The sequence below is a fragment of the Psychrobacter sp. CX18 genome, assembly GCF_057396215.1.
On record NZ_JBXYJH010000011.1, the window covers coordinates 128,085 to 154,131 of the forward strand.

General features: G+C 42.2%; 32 protein-coding genes and 1 tRNA gene. 15 read left to right on the forward strand and 18 right to left on the reverse strand.

Going from position 1 to position 26,047, the window contains the following annotated elements; all coding sequences use genetic code 11:
- Nucleotides 1-55: 55 nt before the first annotated feature.
- The 4 genes from uppS to rimO form a co-directional block, all read right to left on the reverse strand.
- Nucleotides 56-838 (reverse strand): polyprenyl diphosphate synthase, encoded by a 783-nt coding sequence (uppS, locus tag AC2SLT_RS09700; protein WP_486547521.1) that lies wholly within the window; start codon nucleotides 836-838, stop codon nucleotides 56-58.
- 185 nt (nucleotides 839-1,023) lie between these two features.
- Nucleotides 1,024-1,578 carry a ribosome recycling factor gene (gene frr / locus AC2SLT_RS09705; RefSeq protein WP_486547453.1) on the reverse strand — a complete coding sequence of 185 codons (555 nt, stop codon included), beginning with the start codon at nucleotides 1,576-1,578 and terminating at the stop codon, nucleotides 1,024-1,026.
- Between the two features lie 233 nt (nucleotides 1,579-1,811).
- Complete coding sequence (gene pyrH / locus AC2SLT_RS09710) at nucleotides 1,812-2,537, reverse strand: UMP kinase (protein WP_486547454.1); 726 nt, start codon at nucleotides 2,535-2,537, stop codon at nucleotides 1,812-1,814.
- A 455-nt stretch (nucleotides 2,538-2,992) separates the two neighbouring features.
- Complete coding sequence (gene rimO / locus AC2SLT_RS09715) at nucleotides 2,993-4,600, reverse strand: 30S ribosomal protein S12 methylthiotransferase RimO (RefSeq protein WP_486547455.1); 1,608 nt, start codon at nucleotides 4,598-4,600, stop codon at nucleotides 2,993-2,995.
- Between the two features lie 940 nt (nucleotides 4,601-5,540).
- Here rimO and AC2SLT_RS09720 point away from each other — a divergent pair.
- The 3 genes from AC2SLT_RS09720 to AC2SLT_RS09730 all read left to right on the forward strand — a co-directional run bounded on the left by AC2SLT_RS09720 (nucleotide 5,541) and on the right by AC2SLT_RS09730 (nucleotide 9,436).
- On the forward strand, nucleotides 5,541-6,875 hold the full coding sequence (locus AC2SLT_RS09720) for a two-component system sensor histidine kinase NtrB (protein WP_486547456.1): 1,335 nt from the start codon (nucleotides 5,541-5,543) through the stop codon (nucleotides 6,873-6,875).
- A 220-nt stretch (nucleotides 6,876-7,095) separates the two neighbouring features.
- Complete coding sequence (locus tag AC2SLT_RS09725) at nucleotides 7,096-9,129, forward strand: sigma 54-interacting transcriptional regulator (protein WP_486547457.1); 2,034 nt, start codon at nucleotides 7,096-7,098, stop codon at nucleotides 9,127-9,129.
- Between the two features lie 222 nt (nucleotides 9,130-9,351).
- Nucleotides 9,352-9,436 (forward strand) — tRNA-Leu (locus tag AC2SLT_RS09730).
- A 125-nt stretch (nucleotides 9,437-9,561) separates the two neighbouring features.
- Here AC2SLT_RS09730 and AC2SLT_RS09735 read toward each other — a convergent pair.
- The 14 genes from AC2SLT_RS09735 to AC2SLT_RS09800 all read right to left on the reverse strand — a co-directional run bounded on the left by AC2SLT_RS09735 (nucleotide 9,562) and on the right by AC2SLT_RS09800 (nucleotide 16,792).
- Nucleotides 9,562-10,653: a tyrosine-type recombinase/integrase gene (locus AC2SLT_RS09735; protein WP_486547522.1), complete on the reverse strand. Its 1,092-nt coding sequence runs from the start codon at nucleotides 10,651-10,653 to the stop codon at nucleotides 9,562-9,564.
- Nucleotides 10,554-10,928: a hypothetical protein gene (locus AC2SLT_RS09740; RefSeq protein ID WP_486547458.1), complete on the reverse strand. Its 375-nt coding sequence runs from the start codon at nucleotides 10,926-10,928 to the stop codon at nucleotides 10,554-10,556. Before AC2SLT_RS09740 ends, AC2SLT_RS09735 begins: the two co-directional genes overlap by 100 nt.
- Nucleotides 10,929-11,044: 116 nt before the next feature.
- Entirely contained in the window at nucleotides 11,045-11,869 is an 825-nt protein-coding gene (locus tag AC2SLT_RS09745) for a DUF2303 family protein (RefSeq protein ID WP_486547459.1), read from the reverse strand.
- Nucleotides 11,870-11,954: 85 nt separating this feature from the next.
- Nucleotides 11,955-12,308: a hypothetical protein gene (locus AC2SLT_RS09750; RefSeq protein ID WP_486547460.1), complete on the reverse strand. Its 354-nt coding sequence runs from the start codon at nucleotides 12,306-12,308 to the stop codon at nucleotides 11,955-11,957.
- 77 nt (nucleotides 12,309-12,385) lie between these two features.
- A complete protein-coding gene (locus AC2SLT_RS09755; protein WP_486547461.1) occupies nucleotides 12,386-12,550 on the reverse strand; it encodes a hypothetical protein in 165 nt (54 codons plus the stop codon).
- A gap of 45 nt (nucleotides 12,551-12,595) precedes the next feature.
- Nucleotides 12,596-13,012, reverse strand: a complete 417-nt coding sequence (locus AC2SLT_RS09760) for a hypothetical protein (protein ID WP_486547462.1) — start codon at nucleotides 13,010-13,012, stop codon at nucleotides 12,596-12,598.
- 46 nt (nucleotides 13,013-13,058) lie between these two features.
- Complete coding sequence (locus AC2SLT_RS09765) at nucleotides 13,059-13,286, reverse strand: hypothetical protein (RefSeq protein ID WP_486547463.1); 228 nt, start codon at nucleotides 13,284-13,286, stop codon at nucleotides 13,059-13,061.
- Entirely contained in the window at nucleotides 13,267-13,476 is a 210-nt protein-coding gene (locus AC2SLT_RS09770; protein ID WP_486547464.1) for a hypothetical protein, read from the reverse strand. Before AC2SLT_RS09770 ends, AC2SLT_RS09765 begins: the two co-directional genes overlap by 20 nt.
- Nucleotides 13,454-13,996, reverse strand: a complete 543-nt coding sequence (locus AC2SLT_RS09775) for a hypothetical protein (protein WP_486547465.1) — start codon at nucleotides 13,994-13,996, stop codon at nucleotides 13,454-13,456. Before AC2SLT_RS09775 ends, AC2SLT_RS09770 begins: the two co-directional genes overlap by 23 nt.
- Nucleotides 13,996-14,352 (reverse strand): hypothetical protein, encoded by a 357-nt coding sequence (locus tag AC2SLT_RS09780; protein ID WP_486547466.1) that lies wholly within the window; start codon nucleotides 14,350-14,352, stop codon nucleotides 13,996-13,998. The genes AC2SLT_RS09775 and AC2SLT_RS09780 overlap by 1 nt, the downstream gene beginning before the upstream one ends.
- Nucleotides 14,345-15,253 carry a hypothetical protein gene (locus AC2SLT_RS09785; RefSeq protein WP_486547467.1) on the reverse strand — a complete coding sequence of 303 codons (909 nt, stop codon included), beginning with the start codon at nucleotides 15,251-15,253 and terminating at the stop codon, nucleotides 14,345-14,347. Before AC2SLT_RS09785 ends, AC2SLT_RS09780 begins: the two co-directional genes overlap by 8 nt.
- Nucleotides 15,250-15,528: a hypothetical protein gene (locus AC2SLT_RS09790; protein WP_486547468.1), complete on the reverse strand. Its 279-nt coding sequence runs from the start codon at nucleotides 15,526-15,528 to the stop codon at nucleotides 15,250-15,252. The genes AC2SLT_RS09785 and AC2SLT_RS09790 overlap by 4 nt, the downstream gene beginning before the upstream one ends.
- Before the next feature lie 80 nt (nucleotides 15,529-15,608).
- Complete coding sequence (locus AC2SLT_RS09795; RefSeq protein WP_486547469.1) at nucleotides 15,609-16,025, reverse strand: HIRAN domain-containing protein; 417 nt, start codon at nucleotides 16,023-16,025, stop codon at nucleotides 15,609-15,611.
- Nucleotides 16,025-16,792 (reverse strand): XRE family transcriptional regulator, encoded by a 768-nt coding sequence (locus AC2SLT_RS09800; protein WP_486547470.1) that lies wholly within the window; start codon nucleotides 16,790-16,792, stop codon nucleotides 16,025-16,027. The genes AC2SLT_RS09795 and AC2SLT_RS09800 overlap by 1 nt, the downstream gene beginning before the upstream one ends.
- 132 nt (nucleotides 16,793-16,924) lie before the next feature.
- Here AC2SLT_RS09800 and AC2SLT_RS09805 point away from each other — a divergent pair, with 132 nt between their 5' ends.
- The 12 genes from AC2SLT_RS09805 to AC2SLT_RS09860 all read left to right on the forward strand — a co-directional run bounded on the left by AC2SLT_RS09805 (nucleotide 16,925) and on the right by AC2SLT_RS09860 (nucleotide 25,603).
- Nucleotides 16,925-17,194 carry a YdaS family helix-turn-helix protein gene (locus AC2SLT_RS09805; protein ID WP_486547471.1) on the forward strand — a complete coding sequence of 90 codons (270 nt, stop codon included), beginning with the start codon at nucleotides 16,925-16,927 and terminating at the stop codon, nucleotides 17,192-17,194.
- Nucleotides 17,195-17,236: 42 nt separating this feature from the next.
- The gene (locus AC2SLT_RS09810) at nucleotides 17,237-17,740 is read left to right on the forward strand and encodes a phage regulatory CII family protein (protein ID WP_486547472.1); all 504 of its coding nucleotides are present in this window, start codon (nucleotides 17,237-17,239) and stop codon (nucleotides 17,738-17,740) included.
- Nucleotides 17,724-18,494, forward strand: coding sequence for a hypothetical protein (locus AC2SLT_RS09815; protein ID WP_486547473.1), 771 nt, complete (start codon nucleotides 17,724-17,726; stop codon nucleotides 18,492-18,494). The genes AC2SLT_RS09810 and AC2SLT_RS09815 overlap by 17 nt, the downstream gene beginning before the upstream one ends.
- 2 nt (nucleotides 18,495-18,496) lie before the next feature.
- The gene (locus tag AC2SLT_RS09820) at nucleotides 18,497-18,685 is read left to right on the forward strand and encodes a hypothetical protein (protein WP_486547474.1); all 189 of its coding nucleotides are present in this window, start codon (nucleotides 18,497-18,499) and stop codon (nucleotides 18,683-18,685) included.
- Nucleotides 18,678-18,908: a hypothetical protein gene (locus AC2SLT_RS09825; RefSeq protein ID WP_486547475.1), complete on the forward strand. Its 231-nt coding sequence runs from the start codon at nucleotides 18,678-18,680 to the stop codon at nucleotides 18,906-18,908. Before AC2SLT_RS09820 ends, AC2SLT_RS09825 begins: the two co-directional genes overlap by 8 nt.
- Nucleotides 18,901-19,923 (forward strand): primase-helicase zinc-binding domain-containing protein, encoded by a 1,023-nt coding sequence (locus tag AC2SLT_RS09830; protein ID WP_486547476.1) that lies wholly within the window; start codon nucleotides 18,901-18,903, stop codon nucleotides 19,921-19,923. Before AC2SLT_RS09825 ends, AC2SLT_RS09830 begins: the two co-directional genes overlap by 8 nt.
- Nucleotides 19,920-20,333 (forward strand): hypothetical protein, encoded by a 414-nt coding sequence (locus tag AC2SLT_RS09835; protein ID WP_486547477.1) that lies wholly within the window; start codon nucleotides 19,920-19,922, stop codon nucleotides 20,331-20,333. The genes AC2SLT_RS09830 and AC2SLT_RS09835 overlap by 4 nt, the downstream gene beginning before the upstream one ends.
- Nucleotides 20,330-22,039, forward strand: a complete 1,710-nt coding sequence (locus AC2SLT_RS09840) for a DUF5906 domain-containing protein (protein WP_486547478.1) — start codon at nucleotides 20,330-20,332, stop codon at nucleotides 22,037-22,039. Before AC2SLT_RS09835 ends, AC2SLT_RS09840 begins: the two co-directional genes overlap by 4 nt.
- 337 nt (nucleotides 22,040-22,376) lie before the next feature.
- On the forward strand, nucleotides 22,377-22,787 hold the full coding sequence (locus AC2SLT_RS09845; protein WP_486547479.1) for a hypothetical protein: 411 nt from the start codon (nucleotides 22,377-22,379) through the stop codon (nucleotides 22,785-22,787).
- Between the two features lie 143 nt (nucleotides 22,788-22,930).
- Nucleotides 22,931-23,254, forward strand: coding sequence for an HNH endonuclease (locus AC2SLT_RS09850; protein WP_486547480.1), 324 nt, complete (start codon nucleotides 22,931-22,933; stop codon nucleotides 23,252-23,254).
- A gap of 148 nt (nucleotides 23,255-23,402) precedes the next feature.
- Nucleotides 23,403-23,864 (forward strand): hypothetical protein, encoded by a 462-nt coding sequence (locus tag AC2SLT_RS09855; protein ID WP_486547481.1) that lies wholly within the window; start codon nucleotides 23,403-23,405, stop codon nucleotides 23,862-23,864.
- 20 nt (nucleotides 23,865-23,884) lie between these two features.
- Entirely contained in the window at nucleotides 23,885-25,603 is a 1,719-nt protein-coding gene (locus AC2SLT_RS09860; protein ID WP_486547482.1) for a terminase large subunit, read from the forward strand.
- Nucleotides 25,604-26,047 lie beyond the last annotated feature (444 nt).

The following is a 26,047-nucleotide window of genomic DNA, read 5'->3' on the forward strand; positions in this document are numbered from 1 at the left end:
ATGCTGACTACTATCAAGACTACTGATATTAAGACAGCTGATATTAAGACTAGGATTACTCAGGCTGTGACTCAATTTGCTCACTTGTCATGCCAAACCGTCTCTGCCGCTGTGAGAACTCAAACAACATCGCATTTAACTCCGTTGGTGAGAAGTCTGGCCATAAGGTCTTTGTAAAAAACAACTCTGCATATGCCGACTGCCAGAGTAAAAAATTAGATATCCTATATTCGCCACCTGTACGAATAAGCATATCGACCTCTGGTGCATCGGCAAGCTGAACCTGATGTCCTAAAGTAGCAGCATTAATATCTTCGACCGCTAACTGACCATGTCGAACTTGATCGGCCAGTATGCGAGCCGCATTGGCAATATCCCACTGACCGCCATAACTAATAGCAATAACTAAGGTCATGGCATCATGACCCGCAGTCTTTGCTTCCGCATCCGCCATTTGCTCTTGAAGTTCGGTACTCAATTGGCTTCTATCCCCAATAAATCTCAGCCGAATATTATATTTTTGCATTCGCGGCATCTGTTCCGTAATGGTCGTCGATAGTAACCGCATTAACAGTGCCACTTCTTTTGGTGGTCGCTGCCAGTTCTCACTTGAGAAAGCAAAAACCGTGACGACCTCAATGCCCACTTCTCTACAATACTCTACTAATGGATCTAGTGCTTCTTTACCCGCTATATGACCATGCCCTTTTGGCATATCATGTGCTTTGCCATAACGATTATTGCCATCCATAATAATAGCAATATGTTTAGGGAGCACGTCGGGCACTTTAAGGTGAGCCTCGTGTGGCTGATGTTGTAGGGGATGTGGCTCAGTCATAAATATATTAATCTGATTATCTAATTGAGTTTGAGTGAGTTTTGGTAAGTATTTGCAGTTTGATGCCAATCTTATACAGACGATTGGCATGAAGGTTAACGCTAATTACCTATCTTTGCGCACCTTCATGCCGGTTAACTATCGCTCGTTCAGTCATGCAACCATGCTATTCAGTCATGCTAAACTTATACTTCCATCAGCTCTTTTTCTTTAGCATCAAGTTTACTATCGATTGAAGCGATATATTTATCAGTCAGCTTTTGAATATCATCACCGGCACGACGCTCTTCATCTTCGCTGATTTCTTTTTCTTTGGCCAACTCTTTGATGTCATTTAACATATCACGTCGCACATTACGGATAGAAACGCGGCTATTTTCAGCCTCAGAACGTGCCAGCTTTTGCATGTCACGGCGTGTCTCTTCAGTTAAGGCAGGCATTGGTACGCGGATCACATCTGCTGTCATTGGATTTAAGCCCAAATCCGCTTCACGAATGGCCTTATCAACTGCCTGAACCATAGAGCGTTCAAACGGCTGAACCAATAGCGTTCGTGAGTCTTCTACATTGACCGATGCCACTTGATTGAGAGGCGTATCGGCACCATAGTAGTTGACCATAACGCTTGATAACATACCGGGATGAGCACGACCAGTACGTACTTTACTAAAAGCATTTTCAAGCGCTTCTAGGGTTTTTTTCATGCGGTCTTCACCGTCTTTTTTGATCTCGTTAATCATAACTATGTCCTTTAGATCTACAATGGTTGTCACTTAGTTTAATTATCATATGGGTCATTGATAATTAAACGACGCATAAATTGATGTCTCTGTTTATTGACGATTAAGGCTATTTAACTGGAGCTTAGTACTTAAAGTTTTTATTAAAGGTTTGTATTAAAAGCTTTGTATTAAATAGCTTTAAAAGGGCTTATAAGAGTCACACATAGGGCTGATCAATGTCTAACCACTGTCTAATGAAACACTCGTGTGCCTTCATTTTCACCCATAATAACGTTTAATAATGAATTAGGCTTGTTCATATCAAATACTTGCAAAGGTACATTATGTTCACGGCATAAGGCAATTGCGGTCAGATCCATCACCCCTAACTTTTGCTCAAGCACTTCATCAAAGGTTAAAGCATCATATTTTTTTGCATCGTCGTGGATACTAGGGTCTTTATCATATACGCCATCAACTTTCGTGGCTTTTAAAATCACGCCCGCTTCTATTTCAATACCGCGTAAGCACGCTGCAGTATCCGTCGTAAAGAAGGGGTTACCCGTACCGGCAACAAAGATACAAACATCACCGTTCTTAAGATAACGAATGGCATTACGGCTACTATAGCTTTCTGTCACCTCACCAATCGGCAATGCAGACATCAAGCGTGTGTTGATATTACGACGCTCCAAGGCATCTCGCATGGCCAGACCATTCATGACGGTAGCCAACATACCCATTTGATCACCCGTTACACGGCCTACTAAGCCTTCTTTTTGTAACTGACTTCCGCGATATAGATTACCCCCACCGACCACGATACCTACCTGCACACCAAGACCGCATAGATGAGCGATGGCTAAGCTCATTTTATCAAGTACCGAGGTATCGATACCCATTCCTTGACCACCAGCTAAAGCTTCGCCTGATAGTTTAAGTAGAATACGTGAATACTGCGGATTTTTATCAGACATAAGACACCCTATTATTGTTTTAGTTAAATTAATTGAATGTTCATTAGACCCTAATTTAGCGTATTTCAGACCAGCCTTTTTGATTCACAGCCCTATCTTGAATGACTGATACGATGATATTTTTAGATATCATGACTATTTTTAAGTACCAATATTACCTTTATAGATTGTCTGATTAAAGTTTCTGATATGTATAGGGTTATTGCTCTATCTTTTTAGACAGCAGACTAAACTTAGAATATACAGCACGCCATCATACAATCCTATAAATAAGCTAAATTCGGTAAAGTTTACCAAAAAACGCTATCTGCTTATAGCTCTAATTTAATAGCACCTTCGTATCGCTCATACTATTTAAATAGACCATTAATTATTTACGATCAATTTTACAGCTTATCACATGCTATAAACCCATTAGCTCTGTTGAATATATAGCTGTTATTGGCTGCCTGTTATTAGAGCTTATACGATGCAAATAAATCATAGTCACTGGCTTCATCAATGGTCACAGAGATCATATCCCCTACCTTTATGGCTAAACGACCATTATGAACGATATTATCCACATAGACATGACCATCAATTTCAGGCGCATCGGCATAACTACGGCAAATAGCGATGTAATCTTCATGATCAATCTCATCAACCAATACCATCATGGTCCTACCTACTTTTTCTTGCAGCTTTTGCGCAGATATCTGTTGCTGCACCGCCATAAATCTATCATAGCGCTGCTGCTTGATGTCCTCTGGCACATGATTAGGCAACTCGTTGGCAACCGCACCTTCTATTTCAGAATAGGTAAAGCAACCCACGCGATCTAATTTAGCCTGCTTTAACCAGTCTAAAAGATACTCAAAATCCTCTTCGGTTTCTCCTGGGAAGCCCACGACAAAAGTAGAACGTATCACGATATCTGGGTTAATCTCCCGCCACTTCTGAATACGCTCTAAGGTATTTTCGCTATGAGCAGGTCGCTTCATTGCCTTTAGAATACTAGGGCTTGCATGCTGTAAAGGTATATCCAAATAAGGCAACAGTCCTCCATGATCGCCCGGCTTTGCCATTAGTTCAACTACCTTATCTACGTGAGGATATGGGTAGACATAATGCAAACGTACCCAAATGCCTACTTTGGCCAATGCCTGACACAGATCAAAGAACTTTGACTTTAATGGCATACCGTTCCAAAAAGAGGTTTTATACTTTAAGTCTAAACCGTAAGCTGACGTGTCTTGGGAGATGATGAGCAGCTCTTTAACACCGGCTTTTTTAAGCGCCATAGCTTCATTCATAACCTCATCAATAGGCCGTGATACCAAATCACCACGTAGACTTGGAATAATACAGAATGTGCAGCGATGATTGCAGCCCTCTGAAATTTTTAGATAAGCGTAGTGGCTGGGTGTCAGCTTCACGCCGGCAACATCAATCAGATCTATCTTTGGATCATAGCCTTTTTTATCGACTAAGGTTTGTGGCATTGGCGCGTGTTTTGACACCGCTGTAATAACCTCATTATAGGCATGCGCCCCTGTCACCGCCAATACAGCAGGGTGCATGTCTCGTATTTTATCCGCATCCTTGCCTAAACAGCCGGTCACAATAACTTTACCATTTTGACTAATCGCCTCACCAATGGCATCTAGAGACTCTTGCACCGCAGACTCAATAAAGCCACAGGTATTGACAACGACCAAATCAGCACCCTGATAGTCAGCCGCCACACGATAGCCATCCCGTGTCAACTCAGTAATAATGCGCTCACTATCGACCAATGCTTTTGGACACCCCAAGGACACAAACCCAACTTTTGGCGCTAAGTCTTGATTATTTAAAACCGCTGGCATGTCAGAATGATTGACGTGGCTTGCCTGTTGACCACTTTGTGCCACACTACGGTTTTGGTTGTGATTGGCTTTGTGATGATACGCTTCTGTAGCAGGTGCTTGCGAATGCCTCTGTGTATCAGTGGCACCCTCATTAACTGACGTGGATGGAGACTGAGCTGATTGTGACGGAACAAAAATATTGACTGAATCCGCAGGTTGATTACTAGGCATAGATAGATACTTTCAAATAAGAATGAATTTAAAATAGATGATAAAGGAGGACAATGATTTGATGTAAAACATTCAACTTATTAAGTTCAGAACCCTATTTATTGATTAAGGCATACCCTTAGGGTCAGGGTTGTAAAAGTGAGGGTCAGTTGAACGTTAAAATTTGAACACTTTCAATCACTGGTGCATTGTACGAATTTTATGCCCTCTATACTAGCACGAAAGCGTTATTCATATTTTTTTCATCCTAATATATTGCTCAGTTTTCGTTTGTTAGTACTATTTTGTCAGTACTAATTTGTCAGTACTAATTTTAAAAAGTTAAAGTAGGATCTTCTCGTTATCGCCTTACTATTTAAATATAGTCAAAGGACTTTAAAGTAGTCACAAGGCAACCGAGTGCAAGTACTACTGGAGTAGGCTTAATGAGGCCAACACCGTGACTCTTTATAAGTTCGCCGACTATAGATAGGATTTATCCAACATCATAATTGCGACTGGTCAAAAATGAATGGTACCAAAAACTATAACACTTAATGTATTAAACATTTGCCAAACGTGATCATGTGCCCGCTAATATTGATGCACTTAATTAGATAAATTCTTTTCTTCTACGTTAAAAAAGTTATTCATCTACCATAATAAGGCATTATTAACCTACCTATGCACCTTTTAGGTTCAAAATAATATAGTATTGCACCTATAATGAGCATATTATTTACAATGATGACAACCTATACTTCTTTCTTTGGCGTAGTGCGTCATACCTGTCTGATATTAACCTGATATAAATCTGGTATTAATCTTGCACCCTTAGTCATTAGTAACTCCTAATTTCCTAGAGTAAGCTATTACCTCATATGTTATAAGCCCTAATTCAACCTATAAACTTGATAACCTCTTTATTGACTTACTATTTATTCTCTTTAAAAGACCTACTATGAAACCGTTAAACGCTCTTTCAGTCCTACAAAATCTCTATACTGGTGTGATTTGGGTAGGCAGTGACTTAAATATCCGCTGGGTAAATAGTCAAACTGAGCAATTATTATCTGTTAGTAAATCTCGACTAGTGTCACTAAATATTATCGATGTGTTAATGCCTAACAAAATAGAGAGTAAAACAGAAACGAAAGTAAAAAATGACCCTACGTCTTCTGCTCATGACAGTCCTCATAAAGATCCCAGTAGTCTTACCAATCCTCAAGACCGTTGTGCCAGCAATACGGATAGTAATGCGGATAGCGATACAGACTGCCGTAAAAGCGTAGAAGACTTCCTTGAAGAAGCACGTTCAAAACTTGAAATTCAGTTTCATAATGCCAAAGAATTTCAACAGCCTTTTATCGAATATAGTCGCTTCATACATGGTGTCATTTACCCTTTATACGCTCACTATAGCGTTACTCCAGTGGAGTATGAAAACGACATTTATTTTTTAATTGAAATTTGGCAGGGTGGACGTCAAAACCGGTTGGATAAAGAACAGCGACTACAAGAACAGCATGATGTCTCGCGTGAAATGCTACGCTCTGTCGCACATGAAGTTAAAAACCCATTGGCAGGTATACGAGGTGCAGCGCAGCTTTTAATAAAACAAACTCAAAACTCAAGCGACACGACTGACGAAACGCTTGATAGTGAGGGAACTAATCATACGGTTCGCGTTGATGCCAAAAAACTGACCACCTATGCCAATATTGTGATCAATGAGTCAGATCGCTTAACCAAACTAATAGAGCAGTTACTCGGATCAAACCAATTGCCCGACCTACATTACTTAAATATACATGAACCTCTTGAGCACGTGCTGCTATTGACCCAGACCCAATATCCTGAAGTTCGGATCACCCGCGACTATGATTTATCATTACCAGAGTTAATGGCGGATAAAAATCAATTAATTCAAGTATTTTTAAATTTAGTCAACAATGCCTGCGAAGCCATGTTAGAGCAAGACCCTAGTCTGCTCTCGCAAGACTACCACCCTCAATTAAAGCTCATCACACGAATTGAGCATCAATATACCATTGGCACCGTACATCACCGTCAAGTGATTAAAGTCAGTGTTGTGGATAATGGCGCTGGTATTTCAGATGACCTTATTGAACGCATCTTCTTTCCACTTGTAACAGGCAGAGCCAGTGGGACAGGGCTTGGATTGGCTTTAGTACAGGAAATTATACACCGTCATGAGGGGGCAATCGATGTCAGTTCTGAACCTGGCAATACCCAATTTAATGTGTATTTGCCACTTGATAACAGCCATCGTTAAATAGAGTCATAACATTTAAATATCTACCTAGCAAACTCTAGATGGTGATGTCGCCTTGCTCACTTAAACTCTCTATAGTCATCGAACTACTAAACGGTTACGGCGTTAACCTCGTTAAGTCTACTCCCGTATTACATGCTACTTGCAATCGGTTGCCTTGTAACCATTTTAGACTTCTTTGACTATATTGTTTCAACTCACTAAAAATGGAACTCAGATAATGACAATTAAAAACAGCATATGGTTAATTGATGATGATCCAGCTCTAAGATTAATCTTAGAAGATACTTTTAGTGATGCAGGTCTTGCAGTACAAGCTTTTTCAAATGCAAAAGGGGCTTGGGCTAAGTTAAATGACATATTAAATGGACATCAAGATCGCACCACCTTACCAGAAGTCATTTTAACTGACATTCGTATGCCGATGATGGATGGCCTATCCTTTAGTCAATGGATGAATAAGAACTTCCCTGAGCTTCCCGTCATTATTATGACTGCTCATTCAGATCTAAAATCTGCTGTAGACAGCTATGATACCGGAGCTTTTGAATACTTACCGAAGCCCTTTGATCTCGATCATGCGGTATCCATTGTCAAAAAAGCCATTAGATCCAACCCCGTCTCTGTCACGCCGAAGGCAACTAATAAGTCCAAACCCGTATTAACCTCTTCTGAAAATGATGAACAAACCGCGGCATCTTTGACTACTGACCCCTTAAACACGCAGACATCAACTAGCGCGACAGACACTTCAAACAAGACAAAATCTACAAAATCGAGCGAAGAAACCAAATCAAGCGAAGAAACCAAGACAAACAAATCAACTTCACCGTCTCCTGCTAAAGCACCCGTGGCTAAGTCTAATGAGCGAGGCGATAGTGAATCAACATCTATCATTGGTCAATCGCCTGCGATGCAGACGGTGTTTCGAGCTATTGGTCGTCTTGCCTCCTCTCCAATAACCGTTTTGATAACTGGTGAATCAGGCACTGGCAAAGAGCTGGTAGCGGGTGCATTACATCAAAACTCTCCACGTCACAAAAAGCCATTTATAGCATTAAATATGGCTGCCATACCTCACGAGCTTATAGAGTCGGAGCTGTTTGGTCATGAAAAGGGGGCTTTTACAGGGGCAACTACCCAGCGTCAAGGCCGATTTGAGCAAGCCAATGGCGGCACCTTATTTCTAGATGAAATTGGCGATATGCCCTTTAGTACGCAAACACGCTTATTAAGAGTACTTGCCAATGGAGAATTTTTTCGAGTAGGTGGTCAGAAGCCTATCAATGTTGATGTACGCATTATTGCGGCCACCCACCAAGACCTAGAACAGCTGGTTAAAGAAGGTAAATTCCGTGAAGACTTATTTTATCGTCTTAATGTCATTCGACTTCCCCTTCCGCCCTTAAGAGCAAGACCTGATGACATACCTGAATTGGTTACCTTTTTTATGAATAAAGCCGCTATAGAAATGAATACGGAGCAAAAACGCTTGTCACCTGAAGCGCTTCATATCATGCAGGCCTTTAGTTGGCCAGGTAATGTACGCCAACTCGAAAATGCTTGTCGCTGGATTACCGTTATGGCTACTGGTGAGGTTTTAACAATAGAGGATTTACCACCAGATTTGACTGAATTTGCGGGTCAGTATTTATCTCAGTCCAAGGACCCGTCCTATCATCCAGAGCAACATTCTTTTGGTGCTCAGCATGTCAATAACCAGCATTTAAACACTCAGCACTTAAACACTCATAATGCAAATAACCAGAATGCAAACCCTGAGCCTTTCACAGAAAGGAAGTCCGATACGCGTCTGGGTAGTCATGCCGACTATCAGTCTCCTCATTCGTTACCCAATTCTGCCACGGCTGAATCTCAATCCTTTATTGGCAATACAAACCCTCGTCAAGGGCATATAGAAGCTCAAACCTTCCCCTCCTCTGTTCCATCAGGGCTAACTCAAACGCCTGGCACTCATTCTAGAACCCATCATATTGATAATTCGATGTCAGACTTTAATACTGAGGTGGCCGCCACGACATGGCAAAGTAAATTAAAGACATGGGCCAATGCTGCGCTGGCACAGGGAGAAACTGAAATATTGCAACTGGCCATGCCTGAATTTGAGAAAATTCTCATAACCGTCGCTTTAGAGCACAGTAAGGGTAGAAAAGGAGAAGCTGCAGACCTATTAGGTTGGGGACGTAATACGTTAACTCGAAAAATCAAACTGCTTGAAATTGAAGATAGCTGATGTCTAATGATTTAAACAAAGGTTTTTGGCCTTACCGAAACGATTGCTTTCTCAATAGTTTCTTTTTAAAGGTGTCTTTGAAAGCTTAATTTGAAATCTGCAGTTAAAAAAATAAAAAAAGTTCAAAAAAAGACTTGCCAAGATATTTAAATTCTATATAATAGCCAACCACTGAGACACACTAACCCAGTGAGCATCTATAAGATGCGAAATAAATAAAATGGGGCTGTGGCGGAATTGGTAGACGCACCAGATTTAGGTTCTGGCGCCGAAAGGTGTGAGAGTTCGAGTCTCTCCAGCCCCACCATTTATATCATTGATTTAGTTAGTATTTCTCAACCTAATTTTAGTTATGACACCATTTTGACCCCAAACGATAAACCCCGCTATTAATTTAGCGGGGTTTTTTTTGCTGTCTGATATTTGAGTCGGTTAATCCCCATAGTCCAGCTTCTGCATCTCTTTGGCCATCCGCTCAGTATTAAGCCATTTAGCATATATAGTCTTAAACGTCATAATGTCATGCCCCATCTGATATGCTGCAGCCGCCACATCGATCATACTATTTAGCATCACAGTAGCATAAGTGTGTCTGCAGTTATAAGCGGGTCGGATGCGGACGTCGACCAGAGGAAGCACTTGCTGAAACTTCTCCGATAATTTATCTGGTCTGGTCCACGCCTCACCTGTATGCAGACTAATAAACAGCCTATTCTGATGTCCCGTTAGCTCTTTTAACCTGTTGATAACTGGCATTACTTTATCATTAAGATGCACATTTCGAAGCTCGTTAGTTTTGGTCGTATATTTAACGCGGCCGTTACTGAGCGTTTTACTGATTTTAACAATACGATCATGCATGTTGACGTCTGTCCAGTCAATCGCTAATGTCTCACCAGGGCGACACCCTGTCCAAAACTGCCATACAAAATACAAATACCAGATCTCTTGGTCACCGGTCCAATTCAGCCGCATCCATTCAAGAATTTGCTCTCGCTCACCAGGCAAAAATGGATCTGGTTCATCGTGTTGGATTTTTTGATTGCGCAACCGCTTGGTTGGCAATTCGTCAATAATTTCGTCGATAAATGCTAAGTCAAACACGCCACGCAACGGTGTTAGCGCATCATTAGCAGTCTTGGGCTTATTAAAGTTATTCTGCGCAAATGCAGAGCGGACCATTGCGGGGGTTATGTCTGCTATTGGGATGGCTGCAAAAAAAGGCATCCACTTGTTTTTGAGGATACCTCTGTATTTGCGCCGTGTTGCGGATTCTTTACCATCTGCGTCTTTGGGCAGTGTATCTAAGTACATTTGAGCATAGTCGGCAAACAGCGGTTTATGAGACTCTTCAGGAGTTACTTCAATTTTACACGCATCATCAACATCTTGCTGAGTCAATGCGCCCCATTTTTTTAATGATATTAAGTGAGCTCGTAATTTTGCGGCGTCGCTAATGCCTTTCGGCGTCGCGGGGTACGGCGTTGTGATATATTTTCGCGTGCCGTCGATGTATAAGTTAATCTGGACGCTGCCGCTTCGTACTCTAACGCCGCTTGGATACTTTGATCGCTTAGCCATTTATTCCACCCTTCAATACTAAAATACAATTTACCGCCAATCTTTTGCCAGACAATCCCTTCTGGCCACTCCGTTTTCGCATGATAGAGCCGAGCGGACGGATAGCCGATTAGTGTACCAAATCGCTCAAGCGTGACCCAGTCCAATGGCAATTTGGAGTCAATCAGCTGCTTGATTAGATCGCCGGACTCAGCGCAGTCGTTATTATTTTTTGGCATACTTTTTACTCCTTATCACTTTAGTTGAGCCAACTGACTATATGCGAGCGACCGCGCGGCAATTGACTCACTAAAATAAAGTTGGTTACGCCAACCACTCGTAGTGCTAAAGATATTTAACCGGCAAACGACCCGATTAGGACCTCAATATCATTATTAAACTCACCTTCTACTATCACCGCAAAGTCTTTGGCCAATGCGTCCAGTACGACCTGCAATCCTACAATTTCTAATTTGAATACAGGTTTACCGTCATCTTGACTAATACCAAGTCTTAGTTTTAATAATCGGGCAGGTATGTCCTTATAGCATTCGTCGAGCACTTCAAAATACGCTGGGATATTTTCATCGATACTCTTAGCTTCTACAGATGCCAGCGTAGATCGCGACTCGCTATAGTTGCCGACTTTACTATCAGTTTGGACATGCTCATCAATGCGCATATGACGTATTGCATTGACCGCTTTTGCATTGTCGATCGTTTTGCCTGCGGCATCTTTAGCCGTGACTTGGTGGCCCCAGTCTTCCAAAAATTCGGCAAATCGTTTTTGATTGCATCGACCTTGATTGTGCATATCAAGCAATTTACTAAACGTCACGGTCGGCTGAGCGTTTAACTCCGCTTTATGATCAAGATGACCTTGGGCGTACGAATCAGCGTCAAAGTTCAGTATAGCGACAGCCGACATAGCGTCTTGATTGATAAATATTCGGACATGTTCAGCTGCTTCATTTTCTTCGACATATTTTGTAAAGCTGTCTAAATCAGTTGTATTAAATTTACCGCGTTTACGCGTTCGGCCATTTTGATATTGCTCATACTTAAGAGCCTGCATATTACGATTTGCTAAAAAAGCATTCTCATTTATCGGCATTAATCTTGGATTAGCGAGTTCAGCGCCGACCGCAGCTTCGGTTTGGTAATCTATAAGTTCTGACATAGTAAATTCCTAGTATATTTGGTGGTTGATAAGCGAGGGATAAGCGGGAGATTGACACCCGCTTAACGCTGACAAAGAGGGTTAATTAAGATGCAGGCTCTTTGTTTTCATCGCTAAAAAAGTCGAGAGTTGGGCTTGCAAAGAGACTGATTTTACCGCCCTGGCCGACGTGCATCGGCGTCTTGCGCTTATGATTGTCAGAGCGCACACCGTGTGCGTGTGGGGCAGCATATTTAACATCATGCTCTACTTGTATTTGACCAAGCTCTTTTTCGCCGATGACTTTCATGTCAAATGTTAGCGTGACTTTACCTGCTTTGCCGGTTGACGCGACCGACTCGCCTACGTCGCTAAGGACGGTTGCGACTTGCTTGGCAAATACACCGCCATTTAGATCGTTGATAAATTGACCAGCATCAGTTGGGATTAAAGTACTCATAGTGTCTTACTCCTTTTACTACGTTATGCCCAGATGGGCGGTTAAAAATTGATTTTCAGAATTTATTAGATTTGCAGCTACTTTCTATTTGACTTTTTGGTTTGCCTCGCTACTTCTTTTGCGACTTTGTTTTTTAAAACAAAATCATCGTATTGCTGTTTGGTGATTCTGCGGGCTGTCAATCCGTCATCTAACCAGTAGCTTTTACCGAGTAATCCTAGCTTTTGATATACCTGTCTCATATCTCACCTTTTAGTGTATTGCCCATATGGGCGGTTAAAAATTGATTATTCAGCAATCATTGATTGCCGCTTACCTGCTTCCAGCACCGGCAAACTACCTTCTGTCGGCACATAGATAATCTGACTGATATTACCCTCTCTTAGTGCTTCACCAAATGCACCGATAAATTCTTGCTCACGATATTCAGGATAGTCTTTGGCCGCTTGACCCATGATTTTGACTGCTTCAGCTCTTAGTTCTGCTGACTCAAGCTCAGCTCTGGCTTGTTCAGTCTGAATCATTTTTGATTGAGTCGCTTCAGCGAGCGCTGCTTTGCCGCGCATTTCTTGCGACCAGACCCGATAGTGGGGCATGACAAACATATATATCGCTATCAGTCCCGCTAACACTGCGCCAGCAATAGTTATTAAAATTAACAATACTTTTACAGCTTGCTGTCTTTCTGCGTCATTCCTATACATAATTTTTCCTTAGTTCGTGTTTAAAATTAAATAAGCGGGTCGATCTTCACTTAATACTTTCAATATCCGCATTGATTTCAAAATATTCATTGCCCGAGCGGTATTCGAGCCGTTTTCCGCGCTTTGTCAATCTAAACGACCTACCGTCGATCCGTGGTGAGTACGCGCAGGTACCGACGATTAACCAGCGCTGCATATCGACATCGACATAAGAGATGCCAGCGGGATTTGATTTAAATGATATGCGCTTGGTCTTAGCTGGCGTTTGCGTCATGACTGCTATCCTCTATTGCTTGATTTGCCCAGTCTCGTAATTTAACTAAATCAGACAATGGTAATTTTTTTAAGATATAAAAATCAGGTGCGACAGGGTTGTGATTGTTGGGCTTTTGCAATTTAATAAACAGACGATCGTCTTTTATAAATAAGTGCGTGCGTCTGTTAAGCGACAATGTCTGTTGCATGACCGAGCTCCTTAAGTATCAGCATCTTAAGATTGCCGGCGGCATATAAACGTCCCTCGGGGCCGTCGGTATTTAAGACCGCGACTTGCTCAGTGCCCCAGTGGCATTTGGCTAACGATCTGTAAGCATTTAGTCTTGTAAAAGCGATGACGTTGGTCGCATAGCTGCTATTTGGCAGACTCAGCTTGTTGCGCGCGGCGTATGTTTTATCATCACATGTCAGCAGCACTGCGATATCAGGTCGCACGCTGTCGGGTTTAAATCGACATGATGAGTCGGTCAGTCGCTGTTTGACAGCAGAGTGAGTAAAGCCGTGTCGCATCAGTATCACGACGTCCAGTCCGCGATAGGCGCCTAATATATAGCTGTCTTCCCAGTTTTCGGTGAGTTTGGGGGTGCTGAGCTCGACAATCATCGTGTTGATACCCATGCTATTTAAGCAGTAAGCAACCCGCGCGCATGCGACGCTGACGCCGACGCCTTCCATGCCGCACACACTGACTAAAAGAGGCGTTTTCATTATGCGACCTCGCTTTGTAAGTCGTCATTTGCGGACGTTACATTGCTATTTGGCTCAAGATTGATGCGGTAGTAAGCGGCTTCACGCAGATTATTTTCAAGGCGTAGTAGTGGCCGCCAGCACATGGGGTTGATGCGGGTGCGACCTTGGGTGACTTGGTTAATGATGAGGTATAGCTTATCGGCAACGATATTGAGATCATCAGCAACTCGTTGTTGATTTGCTGTGATGCGATAGGCTTTCCACGCGTCGATGGCATCATCTAGTGCTTGTCTGCTGACTGCATTTGATAGATGGGCGTCACGCTTTAGTTTTGATAGCATGCTTGAGGGTGTGATATTGGCAATATTAGACATATCGGCGCTCCATCGCTTGGCGCCACTGGTCTTTCTCGGTCGCATAAATGGTCCGTACCGCCACGGTGGTTGCAAACGGCGCGGGGGCTTCTAGAAATACGACACTATGTCGGTGCCCTTTCATCAATACGCCATAGTTAACGCCGCCGCCAGTTGTATCGACGATAGCGTCCCAACTTTCAACATTATTACAATCAATAATCTTGTCTTTATCGCTATATCTATTCAGCGAGTTCATTCGCTGTAATAAGACAGTCGTGAGGTTTTGGATAAAGATGACGCTTAGATCTTGCGCGCTTAAATCTGCAAATGTAGTAGTTATAAAACCGTCATTTAACGCTTGGTCATTTTCAAAGTCTTGTCGTGATTCATCACCTTCAAAGTCAACGTCGTTAACTACGTCACGTTCAATAACACTATTGCGCCAACCCGATGCGTCAAACTCACCGTCTATTTTGGTGTATGTGTTCGGCGGGTCTATAACCCAAGCGCCCGCCGGGTCTTTAGTTCCATCGCGTGGTCGTGCTGTATATCGATATGCGCTACCATTGCTGTCAATAGCAGCATGAGTCCACATTGGGTCGCAACCCTCAAATACCCATTGACCAAGCTCTAGTAATTCAGTGACTGGGGCGCTCTCACTAGCTGTCTTTTCAAAGATCTCAAAGTTACTGGCGTTGGTTTTAAGCTGTTCGATCTCTTGTTTTAGATTGTTTAATTCGTTTTTTATGTCATCAGATATATCGACATTCAAAGTTAAAGGCACTTTTGATGATTCGGCTTTACCTTTCCGATAGCCGTCATCCCAACCCTCACTGTACGCTCTAATAATAGCTGCTTGCGCTGCCTTTAATGTTGTAGCTTTACCATTTTGACGTGGTCTAATAAACAAACGTCTCACAGCACACCTCCCATCGCTGCGATAGCGATAACTGTCATAATTAAGGCGTAGACAGCAGTCATCACCGCAACTTTGACGGTGATAGATAGCTTGTGCTCTGCACACTGGAGATCATAAGTACGCTGTTTGACGGTTTTGTCGAGTCGACGCACAAGACCGGTACGCGCGGCGCACGGTTCGTCGTCAATTGGTGGGATTGGGGGCTTGGGACGTGGTTTATTTAATAAAAATAAAGGCAGGTTTGATTTGCGATTTTGAGTGACTGAGTTTGACATGATGATATACCCGTTTTTGTTGATTACGGGTATAATTAAAACATTTGTATCTTATTAAGTAAAGATATTTTTGTATTTTTTTAATCAAAAATACTCATTATCATCCAAACAATTAATACAATTAAGATATATTTTAAATATTTTGACTTCTTTTTATTTACTAAAGTTGATTTATTGGGCGCTTCACTATAACCAAGGTCTATCCAAATGCCATAATGATGTTGTCCTTCCTCGGGAGCATAGATTATCCCTTTAAAGCGCAATCCATCTTGATCATCAAAGTCTTTGCGATACTGTTTAGCAGTTGCTCTATCTAAGTATCCAACCACTCCATATTTAGATATGACAGCAACAGCATTGCTATCACGAGGATTGTTATTTTCAAGCTTCAGCGTTAGATCTATCAATTCACCTTCTTTATAGCACTTTGCAATATTTGTTCTGTAGTTTGATTCACCTACTATTGCTGTGTCAAAGTCGTATTCATATTCATCCATCACCATCTCTCCAAAGTTGACCACCAAAAGACTCCGCCTATAATGCGGTACAAACGAGCAAACTCTTCCATTGAGTATATTTCGTCGTCATATATTTTATTTTCGCTGTAAACTTTAATTTTATCGCCAGGTAGCCTTTGTAAGTATTTACATCTCAACAACCCATATGACTCTAGCGCATAGATTTTATTATCCTTGATAGGCTCTAGCGCTTTACTAATGTCAACGGCAATAGTAGCACCATCCATTATTAAGCGCTCCATACTATCGCCACGTACGCTCATAGTAATTGCATCTTTTATTTGTACATTAGCATTTTGTAATGTCTGCTTACTAAATCTTAGCTTTCTATTTGCGCCTGTATTAAGGCTTGACACTCCATTACCTGCTGACAATTCAATATCCTTATAAAACGGGAGAGCAACTTCGTCATATCCAAGCGGCGTTTGATTGTCCCATGTGCTAAAACCCCCAATGACCTGTAAATGAGATCCGCCGTCAGACTTGCCCTCGATGACGTAATCTTTTTTTACATCACTTACTTGCTTAATATTGCTATACAGCTCTTTTTCGCCTGATCCAGATAACAGCCACCCAATATTTACCCTTAAAGCAGATGCAATATCATCAGCATATTTACTTGTGCGAGCATCTCTTGATTCTATGGCGTTAATAGTGCCTTGTCCAACCCCAATTGCATCAGCTAGCTCTTGTTGTGTCAAACCTCTAAGTAATCTCACCTCTTTTACTCTTAAGCCAAATGCCATCACGAACCCCTTTTTATTATTGTAATCACAATATAAATACATTTGTTTTATTAATCTAACTACAAAAATATCTTTACTTAATAAGATACAAATGTTTTAATAAACACATTAAATTTTTATAGCGAGAGTGTCATGTCACACAAAAACAAAATAAAAGCGACCCAACTAACTGCGTTGAGAAAAGCTATTAACAAAGCGGGCGGTCAAACAGAGCTTGCTAAATTAATTAATTGCAAGCGGACTACTCAAGTCGGCGTTATGCTCAATCGTGATCAAAAAGCATCTGCTAAGTATGTTTTGAAAATACATCAAGCAACTGGCGTACCACTACATGAGTTGCGACCCGATCTATACCCCGCTCCTGCCGCCAACGACGAATCTAACGACCCACAAACAGCGTAACACTTAAACAATAAAAAATTGAACGACAATAACGGGGGCAATATGTCGCATACCTTATTTACATCATCGCAACGAGCCGAGCGCTGTACATTATCGCTTGAGCAAGCCGTTTACCACGCTTGCAAAGCAAAGCGCGGCGCATTGGGTCAAATCGCAGATATATACGGTATTAACTACAACACACTAGCGCTACAAGTTAATCCAAACCGCGCCTGTCACACGCTTGATCCCCATACTATCGAGCTAGTGCTTGAGCATACTAAAGACTCGCGCATACTCGACGCTATATGCTGCGCCCATGGTAGCGCAGGATGGTTTCTATTACCTGATGCCGCCGTGGGTGATGAAGTAATGACTGACATTGGTGCACTAAGTCATAAGTTTGCTGATATGACAGCGACTGTGCTAGACGCGTATGCAGACAAAAAGATTACAGCACATGAGTTTACCGCATTACAAAAAGTGGGCTTGGCGTTGATTGCTCAAGTCAAAAGCATATTAGACGGCGCTGAAGCGACGATGGAGAGTGATGATGCCAAAAGTTAAAAAAATAATATTACGGCCAGAAGAATTTAGTCCAAACGATAAAGACTACGTTGATGTACAGATTAATGTAAACAGCAAAGGTTTGTTTTATTGCAGGACTCCTAAACATCTTGAAGAATTTATAGACTGTGCAAGTTTTGAAAATCAGTCTTACGCTACTAAAATCGGCAGGAATGACTATCAGAGCTTAGCCAATCACAACCTTGAAAATCTCATAAAAGATTTGGAATATCTGCATAGAGCGATAACAAGACCAAAAATTAGTAAAAGACTCGTTATTGCCTATACAGCATCTGCAAATATCCCTGTTGCTGTTGACCCAAAAAACAATGTACATCCAAACGCCCTTAAATACGGGTTCGAATGGCATAAAAAGTCCATGCAAAGTATTGATAGACAATCCTGTACTAGCTACTCTCTCTCTGCCGGCGCTCAAGTTTTAGTTGAAGTAACAAGGACATTTTCAGGCATAAATCAAGTGATTTACGAAAACCCCACCCATCATGCCGAACTTATGGATGAACATATAGAGCTAATAAATAAATGGGTTAACTTGAAACTCGCACGCAATATAGATAGTGACAATGTAAACGTCGTGGATTACACGCCTGAATTATGCATATTTTTCCACAACCTAATGCTAAGCATGGCAAAAATAGCTCTACAGTTTTATGATTTTTTTGGTCAAGATGATCACATAGAGCAAATAAATAACAATGCCTTATTGGGCTTACCAAACAAAAAGGGAGTCTAGCAATGGCGACAATTAAAATTTCTGACCAAGCAATTAATGATATGGCTCAAGAAGTTGTTGAATACGGCGGCTCTTGGTCATTCATGCAAGGCAACGAAGATAAAGATCAAAAGGCAAAAGCCGTAGCTGTAGCTATTATTCAGCGTTTTATAGACGATCAAGTTGAGCAGAGGGAGGTTAACAATGATTAATCAAAAAGGTGAGTTAATCCTATTTCCCAAAATCAAAGTGGGTCAAACATGGCTTAGCAAAAACCCAATCGGGTTGCCCAGTGACGAATTAGAGATTTGTTTTGTCAATGGCGACATGTTAAAAGCCAAATCGATGAACGGGTTTGTCGCTATATTAGATGCGGAGTTTTTAAAGGCTAATTACGTGCCGTCAGAGCATCAGATAGGAGGTACCAATGTCTAATAGACCACCTCTTGACTTTGATGTTATCAAAAACGCCGCGACTGGCAACTACGTCAGCACTATATTTCCAAGCGTCGGCATTATGCTACGACTGCCTGCAAACTCACATCAACCCTGCCCTTTGTGTGGCGGTACCGATAGATTTCGCTGTGATGATAAGCGCGGCGAAGGCACTTGGATCTGTAACCAATGCGGAGCGGGTAACGGCTTTACACTCGTTAAAAACTATACTAATAGCGATGTTTATGAGACAAATCAGCTCATAGCATCGGCATTGGGCATCGACGGCACTCAACAAGTATCAGACGCCCAGCGTGCCAAGTGGCGGGCTGATCAGGTGCAAAGAGAAGCTGCTGAACGCGAAAAGAAACTAATATTGCAATTTGAAGCAGAGCGCCAAGCTCTTATTAAATGGGAAGCCTCCGAACCGGCATCGTGTGATCATCCCTACTTAGTGCGCAAAAAAGTAAGCGCAATAGGCATTAAAAAAGACAATAATAACAATTTATTAATACCTATTTATCATAGCTATGATACTGATTCAAAACAAGCCACTTTGGTTAATATCCAAACGATCAAACCCGACGGCACTAAACTCTTTCAAAAAGACGCTATGATAAGCGGCGCTTATTTTCCGATTGGACCTGACACCCTATTTAGCATCCAAAATATCATATTAATTTGTGAGGGTTACGCGACAGGTGCGACATTATTCGAAGCTGTCGCCCACTCTATACCTGTGGTTGTCGCCTTTAACGCTGGTAACTTGTCTCACGTTGCTAAAAGTATACGTGCTCAATATCCCAAGCATCGCATTATTATTTGTGCAGATGACGACACAGCGGCTGCTATTAAGCGACGTGACCGAGATATTGATAAGGGTAAAGAGCCTAAACCGCTTGTTGAATATAACGACGGGCTATATAAGTCACGACAAGCCGCCGGACTTATCGGCGGTGAGGTTGTTTCTCCTGATTTTAGTGCGGTTGTTGATTATAGTGAGGTGGTAGCGTGAGTAAACATAATCCGAGGAGCCTGACCGTTAAACATATATTATTAGCTGACGGCAATATTGTATCAGTCAATGATAATGCGTGTACTTTAAAATTTGCAGTGGGTTATGTGCCTGCCGCTTATAAAATTGGCTCTAACTGTAAAGCTAAACCCTTAAAAAAAACAGACAGTGTTAAGCCCATAAAGTTGACAGCGGGATGGCTTGAGGCATTAGGTTTTAATTTTAATGGCGATTACTATACGCATAAACAGATTGTCTGCGCTGTGTCAGCTTATAATCATCCGCAATGGGCTTTTTATAGTCACTATACGCTAGATGATTATACGAGTCTTGTCCTATATGTTCATGAGCTTCAAAATGTCGTGCAAGCTATTACTGGCATACAATTAACCAGTGAGGTGGTAGCGTGAGTCAAACCCAGCACCTATCAGATTTTAACGATCTCGCGCAAGCAGCAGGATTGGACGTTGTCGCAAAACAAATCAAACATGCGATTGATAATCCAAACATCATCGAGCCAAGCGCCGCTAATGATGATGTTAAAGCGGATACACCGCAAGCAGACGCCACTAAGCCACCTGTGCCCAGTGACGACTTTAAATTACACGATATGCTCAAGCGATATGCTCAAATTACTGAGCCGGGCAAAGTCACTAACAAAGTCTACGATCTGCATCAAAAGATGGAGTATACCAAGACCCAATTTGCCCACCACATCGGCAATAAGAAGCTTGCCGAGCGTTGGTGGATGGCAGCGCACCCAACGATAAGTAAAGCGGAAGTCTCAAAAGATAGGGCCGAGCTTTTAGCTGTTGACGCTAAAGACATGATAGATCGTTACTTTTTAATCTACGGTACAAAAGAGGTTTGGGATGACGTCGAGCGCACTCGGTTGCCCGTCGATACTATCAAACTCGCTCGGCCCAACGACTACGAGACGTGGCTTAAGTCACCGTATCGCAAGACTGTTAAAGCTGACAACATATGGTTTGACCCGACACGCACTAAGCAGCCCAAGCACGACAAAGATATCGCTATCAATACATTTGATGGACTGCCAGTTAAACCTCTTGATGTTGACTTGGACGAAGCCACTAAGATATCAACTCCCATTATTAAACTACTTATACATCTATGCGAAAACGACCACAATACAGCACAGTGGGTGATTAACTGGTTAGCAATACCCTTGCAGTCACCTGGGACCAAAATGGACACGGCATTGATATTCCATGGCGAAATTCAAGGCGCTGGTAAGTCTCTATTTTTTGACCGCATTATGACTCGCATCTACGGCGACTATGCAGTGACGCTAGGACAAGGACAGCTAGAGTCACAATACAATGATTGGGTATCTAACAAGCTTTACGCGCTGTTTGAGGAGATATTTAGTGGCTCTGATAGGTATAGTCAAATGGGCATGGTTAAGCAGCTCATCACGGGCAATACTATTTACATCAGCAAAAAGTTTATGTCTGGTTGGCAGCAAGACAACTTTGTCAATGCCATATTTTTATCTAATAATATGATGCCCTTGTCGCTCGAGCAAAACGACAGACGTCACGTGGTCTGCTACCCCACTTCAAAAATTCCCCCGACCCTATTAAAAGATATATCCGCAGCGCTCAAAGACCCTGATGACACTATGATACGTGCGTTTTATACCTATCTATTAAAAACAAACACTAATGGCCAAGAAGCACATACACCGGCGCTCATGACCAAAAGTAAATCTAAATTAATTAGATTGAGTCAGCCAAATTGGGAGATCTTCTATGATGACTGGGTTGCTAATGAGGTCGGAGTACCGTATTGTACATGTCTCTCTGATGATTTATATTTTGTATATCGCGAATGGTGCAAACGCCAAGGTGAGCGCTCTGTCAGTCAAACTAAAATAATGACCTACATCGGACGCCGTGAAATAAAAGATAGATTTAAATATACTTGCCCAGGGTCCTTAACGCCGCCAAAAGGAATGTTAGTAGTGGTCAATCCTCCAAAGTCATACCCTCACGGCAAGTTTAATACTCAGCAAGACTGGTTGGGTAAACAGGTTCAAGACTTCAAGATAGCTATAAATAGAGAGTTTATTACTGCAAACCACCCGTCCTAGGGACAGGGTTCCATAGTTAGGGACAGGGTTAAAAACAAACCCTGTCCCTCTCAAACCTACACCACTAAACGGATAGATGACCTTGTGACATAGTTACAGGGTTTTTTTACGTGTGCGCGCGGGATAATAATATTTTTATTTAATTTTCATTAATCAGTAAATATTTTTTTATTCCCGTGCGTAGATATAACCCTGTCATCTATGGAACCCTGTCCCTACACTATTAAAAGCCAGTAATATTAAAGGTTACAGAGGGACAGGGTTTGTGACAGGGTTTGATTTATTTGACTAAACCCTGTCCCTCACTATAAATTAAGGTAAACAAAAGGATAAAGCTATGAATAAAGCTCATATGAAAGCAGCAGCCGAGGCATTCGCTGGTGTAACACCAATCGAATCAGCGTGCTATCACTATGTTGAAGATGGCTGCCATCCTTTTTACCGCGAGCAACTACACGAGTATTACTTAGACACTCTATTATCAGATGATCGTGTATCACATAAGTATGTAAGCCGAGTCATTGACACAGCATTGAGTGAGATGACCCATCCCGTTATTAATAAATCAAACTATAGTTGGACTGGTCGCCAGCGCTCGACGGTCGCTGGCATCTCTAACTCGACATGGCATGACAATAAGCTAAGTGATAGCGTCGAATTTATAATAAATGATATACGCTCTAAGTCACACACAGTATGGCGTGACGTGCAAGATAACTTAAAAGGCTCACGAAACCCCATTGATTAATCGGACACGGCAGGGTATGATTTTCCCATGCTCGCAGATTGAGCCCAATCATTACTCAACACACTTACCATCGCATAGATGGACACCAGTTAAGCCCAGCCTCGCCCCCGATGCTGGGCTTATTTTTATCTAAAGGTTTAGTTATGGCACTTAAAACACTCAAGCCACGACTAACCCCAGCACCAACCAAAACAATTGGCGGACAAACCCACCAACCCAAGCAACGTTGGGGTGACGGCCGCGGTGGCAGACCTTGGCGCAGACTACGCGATCAGGTTTTTAAGCGTGATAAATATACTTGCCAAACCTGCGGACGAGTACTAATGCCCGCCGAACTTGAATGTGATCACATCATACCCAAGTCTCAAGGCGGTACCGATGAGCTAGACAATCTCGCTACAATCTGCACACCTTGCCACAAACCAAAAACCCACAAAGAGTCGGAAGCCGCAAAGTACGGACTATAATTTTCAGAAAATAGGTGGGGGGATATCGGACATTTTGAAACCGAATCGCACCGGACACCACGCCCCCCCTTATGTGTAAAAAAAACTGCTATAACTTTTTATTTTTTCCAAATTTCCAATTGTAATTTAGTAACACTAGGGTAACATTATGTCGCTATCAAAACGTCACGAGGCATTTGCCCAAGCCGTAGCTAGCGGTATTGATGAACTCACAGCCATGGCTAATGCTGGATATAAAGCAAAAAACAAAGCCAACGCTGAACGTCAACTACGCAACCTAAGACTTAATGATGATGTTCAAAACCGCATCATCGAATTGCGTGCCATCGAATTGATTGAATCTGGTGATAGCTTAGATGGCGAACCCGACGAAGTGGTTGAAATAGTCAATGCTCTACACTTCTTTCAGACGATCTATAAAAATCCGCGTCAGCCGTTAAAAGCTCGTATGAACTGCGCAACTGTCGCAATTCAATACGAGGAACCCAAACCCGCGGCAATCGGCAAAAAAGAAGGCTCTGTATTAGACGCAAAAAACCGAACCTCAACTGGTAAATTCGCAACATTATCAAATCAGCCCTCAATGCTTGAGTCTGACAACATACAATAGAGGCTCTGAACCAAACTATTATGATTGACACCTGGACCACTGCCGTACCTGACTGGGATCGGCGCATAGTCAAAGGTGAGTCACTCATGCCCTGCCCTCCGCTTAATCAACAAGTCGCGGATGCAGCGCTTAAAGTATTTGATAGCTTAATCTTGGTTGACGTGCTCGACCAACCGAAAATGGGTGATGTCACTCGTGACTGGGCCCGTGATTTTGTCGCATCTATCTTTGGTGCTTACTGCCCAGAGCGCCGGCAGCGATTGATAACAGAATTTTTTATGCTTATTAGCAAAAAGAACTCTAAATCAACGCTGGCTGCAGGCATTATGATGACGGCATTGGTGCTAAATGAGCGCTATAGTGCTGAATTTGCCATCATCGCACCGACAAAAGAAGTGGCGAACAACAGTTATCAGCCCGCATCTGACATGATTGCAGCTGACCCTGAGCTGTCAGCGATGTTTAATACGTCTGATCACACTCGGACTATTACGCATCTCGGCACTAACGCAACTTTAAAAGTCTATGCGGCGGAGTCGGACACGCTAGGCGGTAGTAAATTTGTCGGTGTATTGATTGATGAACTATGGCTATTTGGCAAACGTCCAAACGCAGCATCGATGTTACGTGAAGCAACAGGTGGTTTAGCATCAAGACCTGAGGGCTTTGTCATCTATCTGACGACTCAATCAAACGAGCAGCCAGCAGGCATTATGAAGCTCAAGCTAGACTATGCCCGCGCGGTGCGTGATGGCAAGATTGATGACCCTCAGTTTTTAAGTTTGATATACGAGTTTCCACAAAAATTTATTGATGACGAATTATATTTACAGAAAAAGTATTGGTACATTACTAATCCCAACCTCGGCGCTTCAGTCAGCGAACAGTTTTTAGAACGAGAGTTTAAAAAAGCGACCGATGCAGGTAAAGCGGAGCTACAAGATTTTACAGCCAAGCATTTAAACGTACAAATTGGCATCTCACTAAGGGCCAACCGTTGGGCAGCCATTGACTTTTGGCCAGCCGCCAAAGCACCTACCCCGTTTGGATTAGATGAGTTGATTGATGCAAGCGAGGTTATCACGCTGGGTGTTGATGGCGGGGGGTTAGATGACTTATTAGGCTTTGCTGCCATTGGGCGCTTACCGCATGTCGTCCGCGAATACAATGACAAAGTGTCTGGCCGCACAATTCAGGTAAAACCCTGGTGGGTTTGGGGCCGAGCTTGGTGCCATGCGATTGCTTTAGAGCGTCGAAAGTCCTTAATACCTTTATACGAACAGTTTGAGAAAGAAGGCGATTTAGTCATCGTTAAAAACATTGGTGATGAAACAGATGAGCTTGCCAAACTGTGCGAAAAAGTCTACCTCTCTAATAAGCTAGATAAGATTGGGTTGGACCAAATTGGCATTGGCACATTAATTGATGAGCTTGACGCCGTCGACATACCAGACGATCAGATAGTTGGTATTAGCCAAGGTTTTCGCATGGCGGGCCACATCAAGACTTGTGAGAATAAAATCGCCCGTCGTGATCTAATTCATGCTAATCAATCATTGATGAATTGGTCGGTAAGCAATGTACGCACCGTATTTCGCGGCTCAGGCACAATGATTGATAAAGCTGAGTCTGGCACTGCTAAGATTGACCCAGTCATCGGTATGATCAATGCGACTGCGCTAATGAGCCTCAATCCAGAACCGCCTAAACCACCAGGCGCTAGTGTATTTTTTGTGTAGATAAAATATGATTATAATAACTTTAGGGCCACATTTTTTAGCTCTAGTCTTATCAACAACTATTTTTATACTAGGTTTTAAATTAGGTAAATTTTGCAACCGAGAGCTACCTAAGGCTAAACAAAGACCGTCAGGTTATACACCAATTGCTTTACCACCATCACCACCCAAGCCATCACCTAAAAGATAAGTACAATCCGCCCTAACCAAAAAAGAAAAGATACTAGGAAATGATATGAGCGTTGAATTAGTTGCAAAACAAATTATTGCATTAACAGATGATGATATAGCTTAGTGTCAAGCTGAATGTACTCGACAGATTGAGCATTATAACCCACTCAAACATGCTAAAAGTAAACAGTTAAATGCTCTCGGCAAACACAATAAAAAAACATTAAACATGATTATTGATTTACGAAAACAATTAGTTGAAGGTGGTCAAAA

What these genes read in the sequence shown, in the direction of transcription:
- AC2SLT_RS09725 (WP_486547457.1), top strand. Translation starts at nt 7,096, where the DNA reads ATGACAATTAAAAACAGCATATGGTTAATTGATGATGATCCAGCTCTA.
- AC2SLT_RS09820 (WP_486547474.1), top strand. Translation starts at nt 18,497, where the DNA reads ATGGCGACAATTAAAATTTCTGACCAAGCAATTAATGATATGGCTCAA.
- AC2SLT_RS09795 (WP_486547469.1), bottom strand. Translation starts at nt 16,025, where the DNA reads ATGGATGAATATGAATACGACTTTGACACAGCAATAGTAGGTGAATCA.
- AC2SLT_RS09825 (WP_486547475.1), top strand. Translation starts at nt 18,678, where the DNA reads ATGATTAATCAAAAAGGTGAGTTAATCCTATTTCCCAAAATCAAAGTG.
- AC2SLT_RS09750 (WP_486547460.1), bottom strand. Translation starts at nt 12,308, where the DNA reads ATGAGTACTTTAATCCCAACTGATGCTGGTCAATTTATCAACGATCTA.
- AC2SLT_RS09810 (WP_486547472.1), top strand. Translation starts at nt 17,237, where the DNA reads ATGTCGCATACCTTATTTACATCATCGCAACGAGCCGAGCGCTGTACA.
- AC2SLT_RS09860 (WP_486547482.1), top strand. Translation starts at nt 23,885, where the DNA reads ATGATTGACACCTGGACCACTGCCGTACCTGACTGGGATCGGCGCATA.
- AC2SLT_RS09850 (WP_486547480.1), top strand. Translation starts at nt 22,931, where the DNA reads ATGGCACTTAAAACACTCAAGCCACGACTAACCCCAGCACCAACCAAA.
- AC2SLT_RS09745 (WP_486547459.1), bottom strand. Translation starts at nt 11,869, where the DNA reads ATGTCAGAACTTATAGATTACCAAACCGAAGCTGCGGTCGGCGCTGAA.
- AC2SLT_RS09815 (WP_486547473.1), top strand. Translation starts at nt 17,724, where the DNA reads ATGATGCCAAAAGTTAAAAAAATAATATTACGGCCAGAAGAATTTAGT.
- AC2SLT_RS09765 (WP_486547463.1), bottom strand. Translation starts at nt 13,286, where the DNA reads ATGACGCAAACGCCAGCTAAGACCAAGCGCATATCATTTAAATCAAAT.
- AC2SLT_RS09755 (WP_486547461.1), bottom strand. Translation starts at nt 12,550, where the DNA reads ATGAGACAGGTATATCAAAAGCTAGGATTACTCGGTAAAAGCTACTGG.
- AC2SLT_RS09720 (WP_486547456.1), top strand. Translation starts at nt 5,541, where the DNA reads ATGAAACCGTTAAACGCTCTTTCAGTCCTACAAAATCTCTATACTGGT.
- AC2SLT_RS09740 (WP_486547458.1), bottom strand. Translation starts at nt 10,928, where the DNA reads ATGCCAAAAAATAATAACGACTGCGCTGAGTCCGGCGATCTAATCAAG.
- AC2SLT_RS09805 (WP_486547471.1), top strand. Translation starts at nt 16,925, where the DNA reads ATGTCACACAAAAACAAAATAAAAGCGACCCAACTAACTGCGTTGAGA.
- AC2SLT_RS09770 (WP_486547464.1), bottom strand. Translation starts at nt 13,476, where the DNA reads ATGCAACAGACATTGTCGCTTAACAGACGCACGCACTTATTTATAAAA.
- AC2SLT_RS09830 (WP_486547476.1), top strand. Translation starts at nt 18,901, where the DNA reads ATGTCTAATAGACCACCTCTTGACTTTGATGTTATCAAAAACGCCGCG.
- AC2SLT_RS09855 (WP_486547481.1), top strand. Translation starts at nt 23,403, where the DNA reads ATGTCGCTATCAAAACGTCACGAGGCATTTGCCCAAGCCGTAGCTAGC.
- AC2SLT_RS09800 (WP_486547470.1), bottom strand. Translation starts at nt 16,792, where the DNA reads ATGGCATTTGGCTTAAGAGTAAAAGAGGTGAGATTACTTAGAGGTTTG.
- AC2SLT_RS09780 (WP_486547466.1), bottom strand. Translation starts at nt 14,352, where the DNA reads ATGTCTAATATTGCCAATATCACACCCTCAAGCATGCTATCAAAACTA.
- AC2SLT_RS09760 (WP_486547462.1), bottom strand. Translation starts at nt 13,012, where the DNA reads ATGTATAGGAATGACGCAGAAAGACAGCAAGCTGTAAAAGTATTGTTA.
- rimO (WP_486547455.1), bottom strand. Translation starts at nt 4,600, where the DNA reads ATGCCTAGTAATCAACCTGCGGATTCAGTCAATATTTTTGTTCCGTCA.
- AC2SLT_RS09790 (WP_486547468.1), bottom strand. Translation starts at nt 15,528, where the DNA reads ATGTCAAACTCAGTCACTCAAAATCGCAAATCAAACCTGCCTTTATTT.
- AC2SLT_RS09845 (WP_486547479.1), top strand. Translation starts at nt 22,377, where the DNA reads ATGAATAAAGCTCATATGAAAGCAGCAGCCGAGGCATTCGCTGGTGTA.
- pyrH (WP_486547454.1), bottom strand. Translation starts at nt 2,537, where the DNA reads ATGTCTGATAAAAATCCGCAGTATTCACGTATTCTACTTAAACTATCA.
- frr (WP_486547453.1), bottom strand. Translation starts at nt 1,578, where the DNA reads ATGATTAACGAGATCAAAAAAGACGGTGAAGACCGCATGAAAAAAACC.
- uppS (WP_486547521.1), bottom strand. Translation starts at nt 838, where the DNA reads ATGACTGAGCCACATCCCCTACAACATCAGCCACACGAGGCTCACCTT.
- AC2SLT_RS09775 (WP_486547465.1), bottom strand. Translation starts at nt 13,996, where the DNA reads ATGAAAACGCCTCTTTTAGTCAGTGTGTGCGGCATGGAAGGCGTCGGC.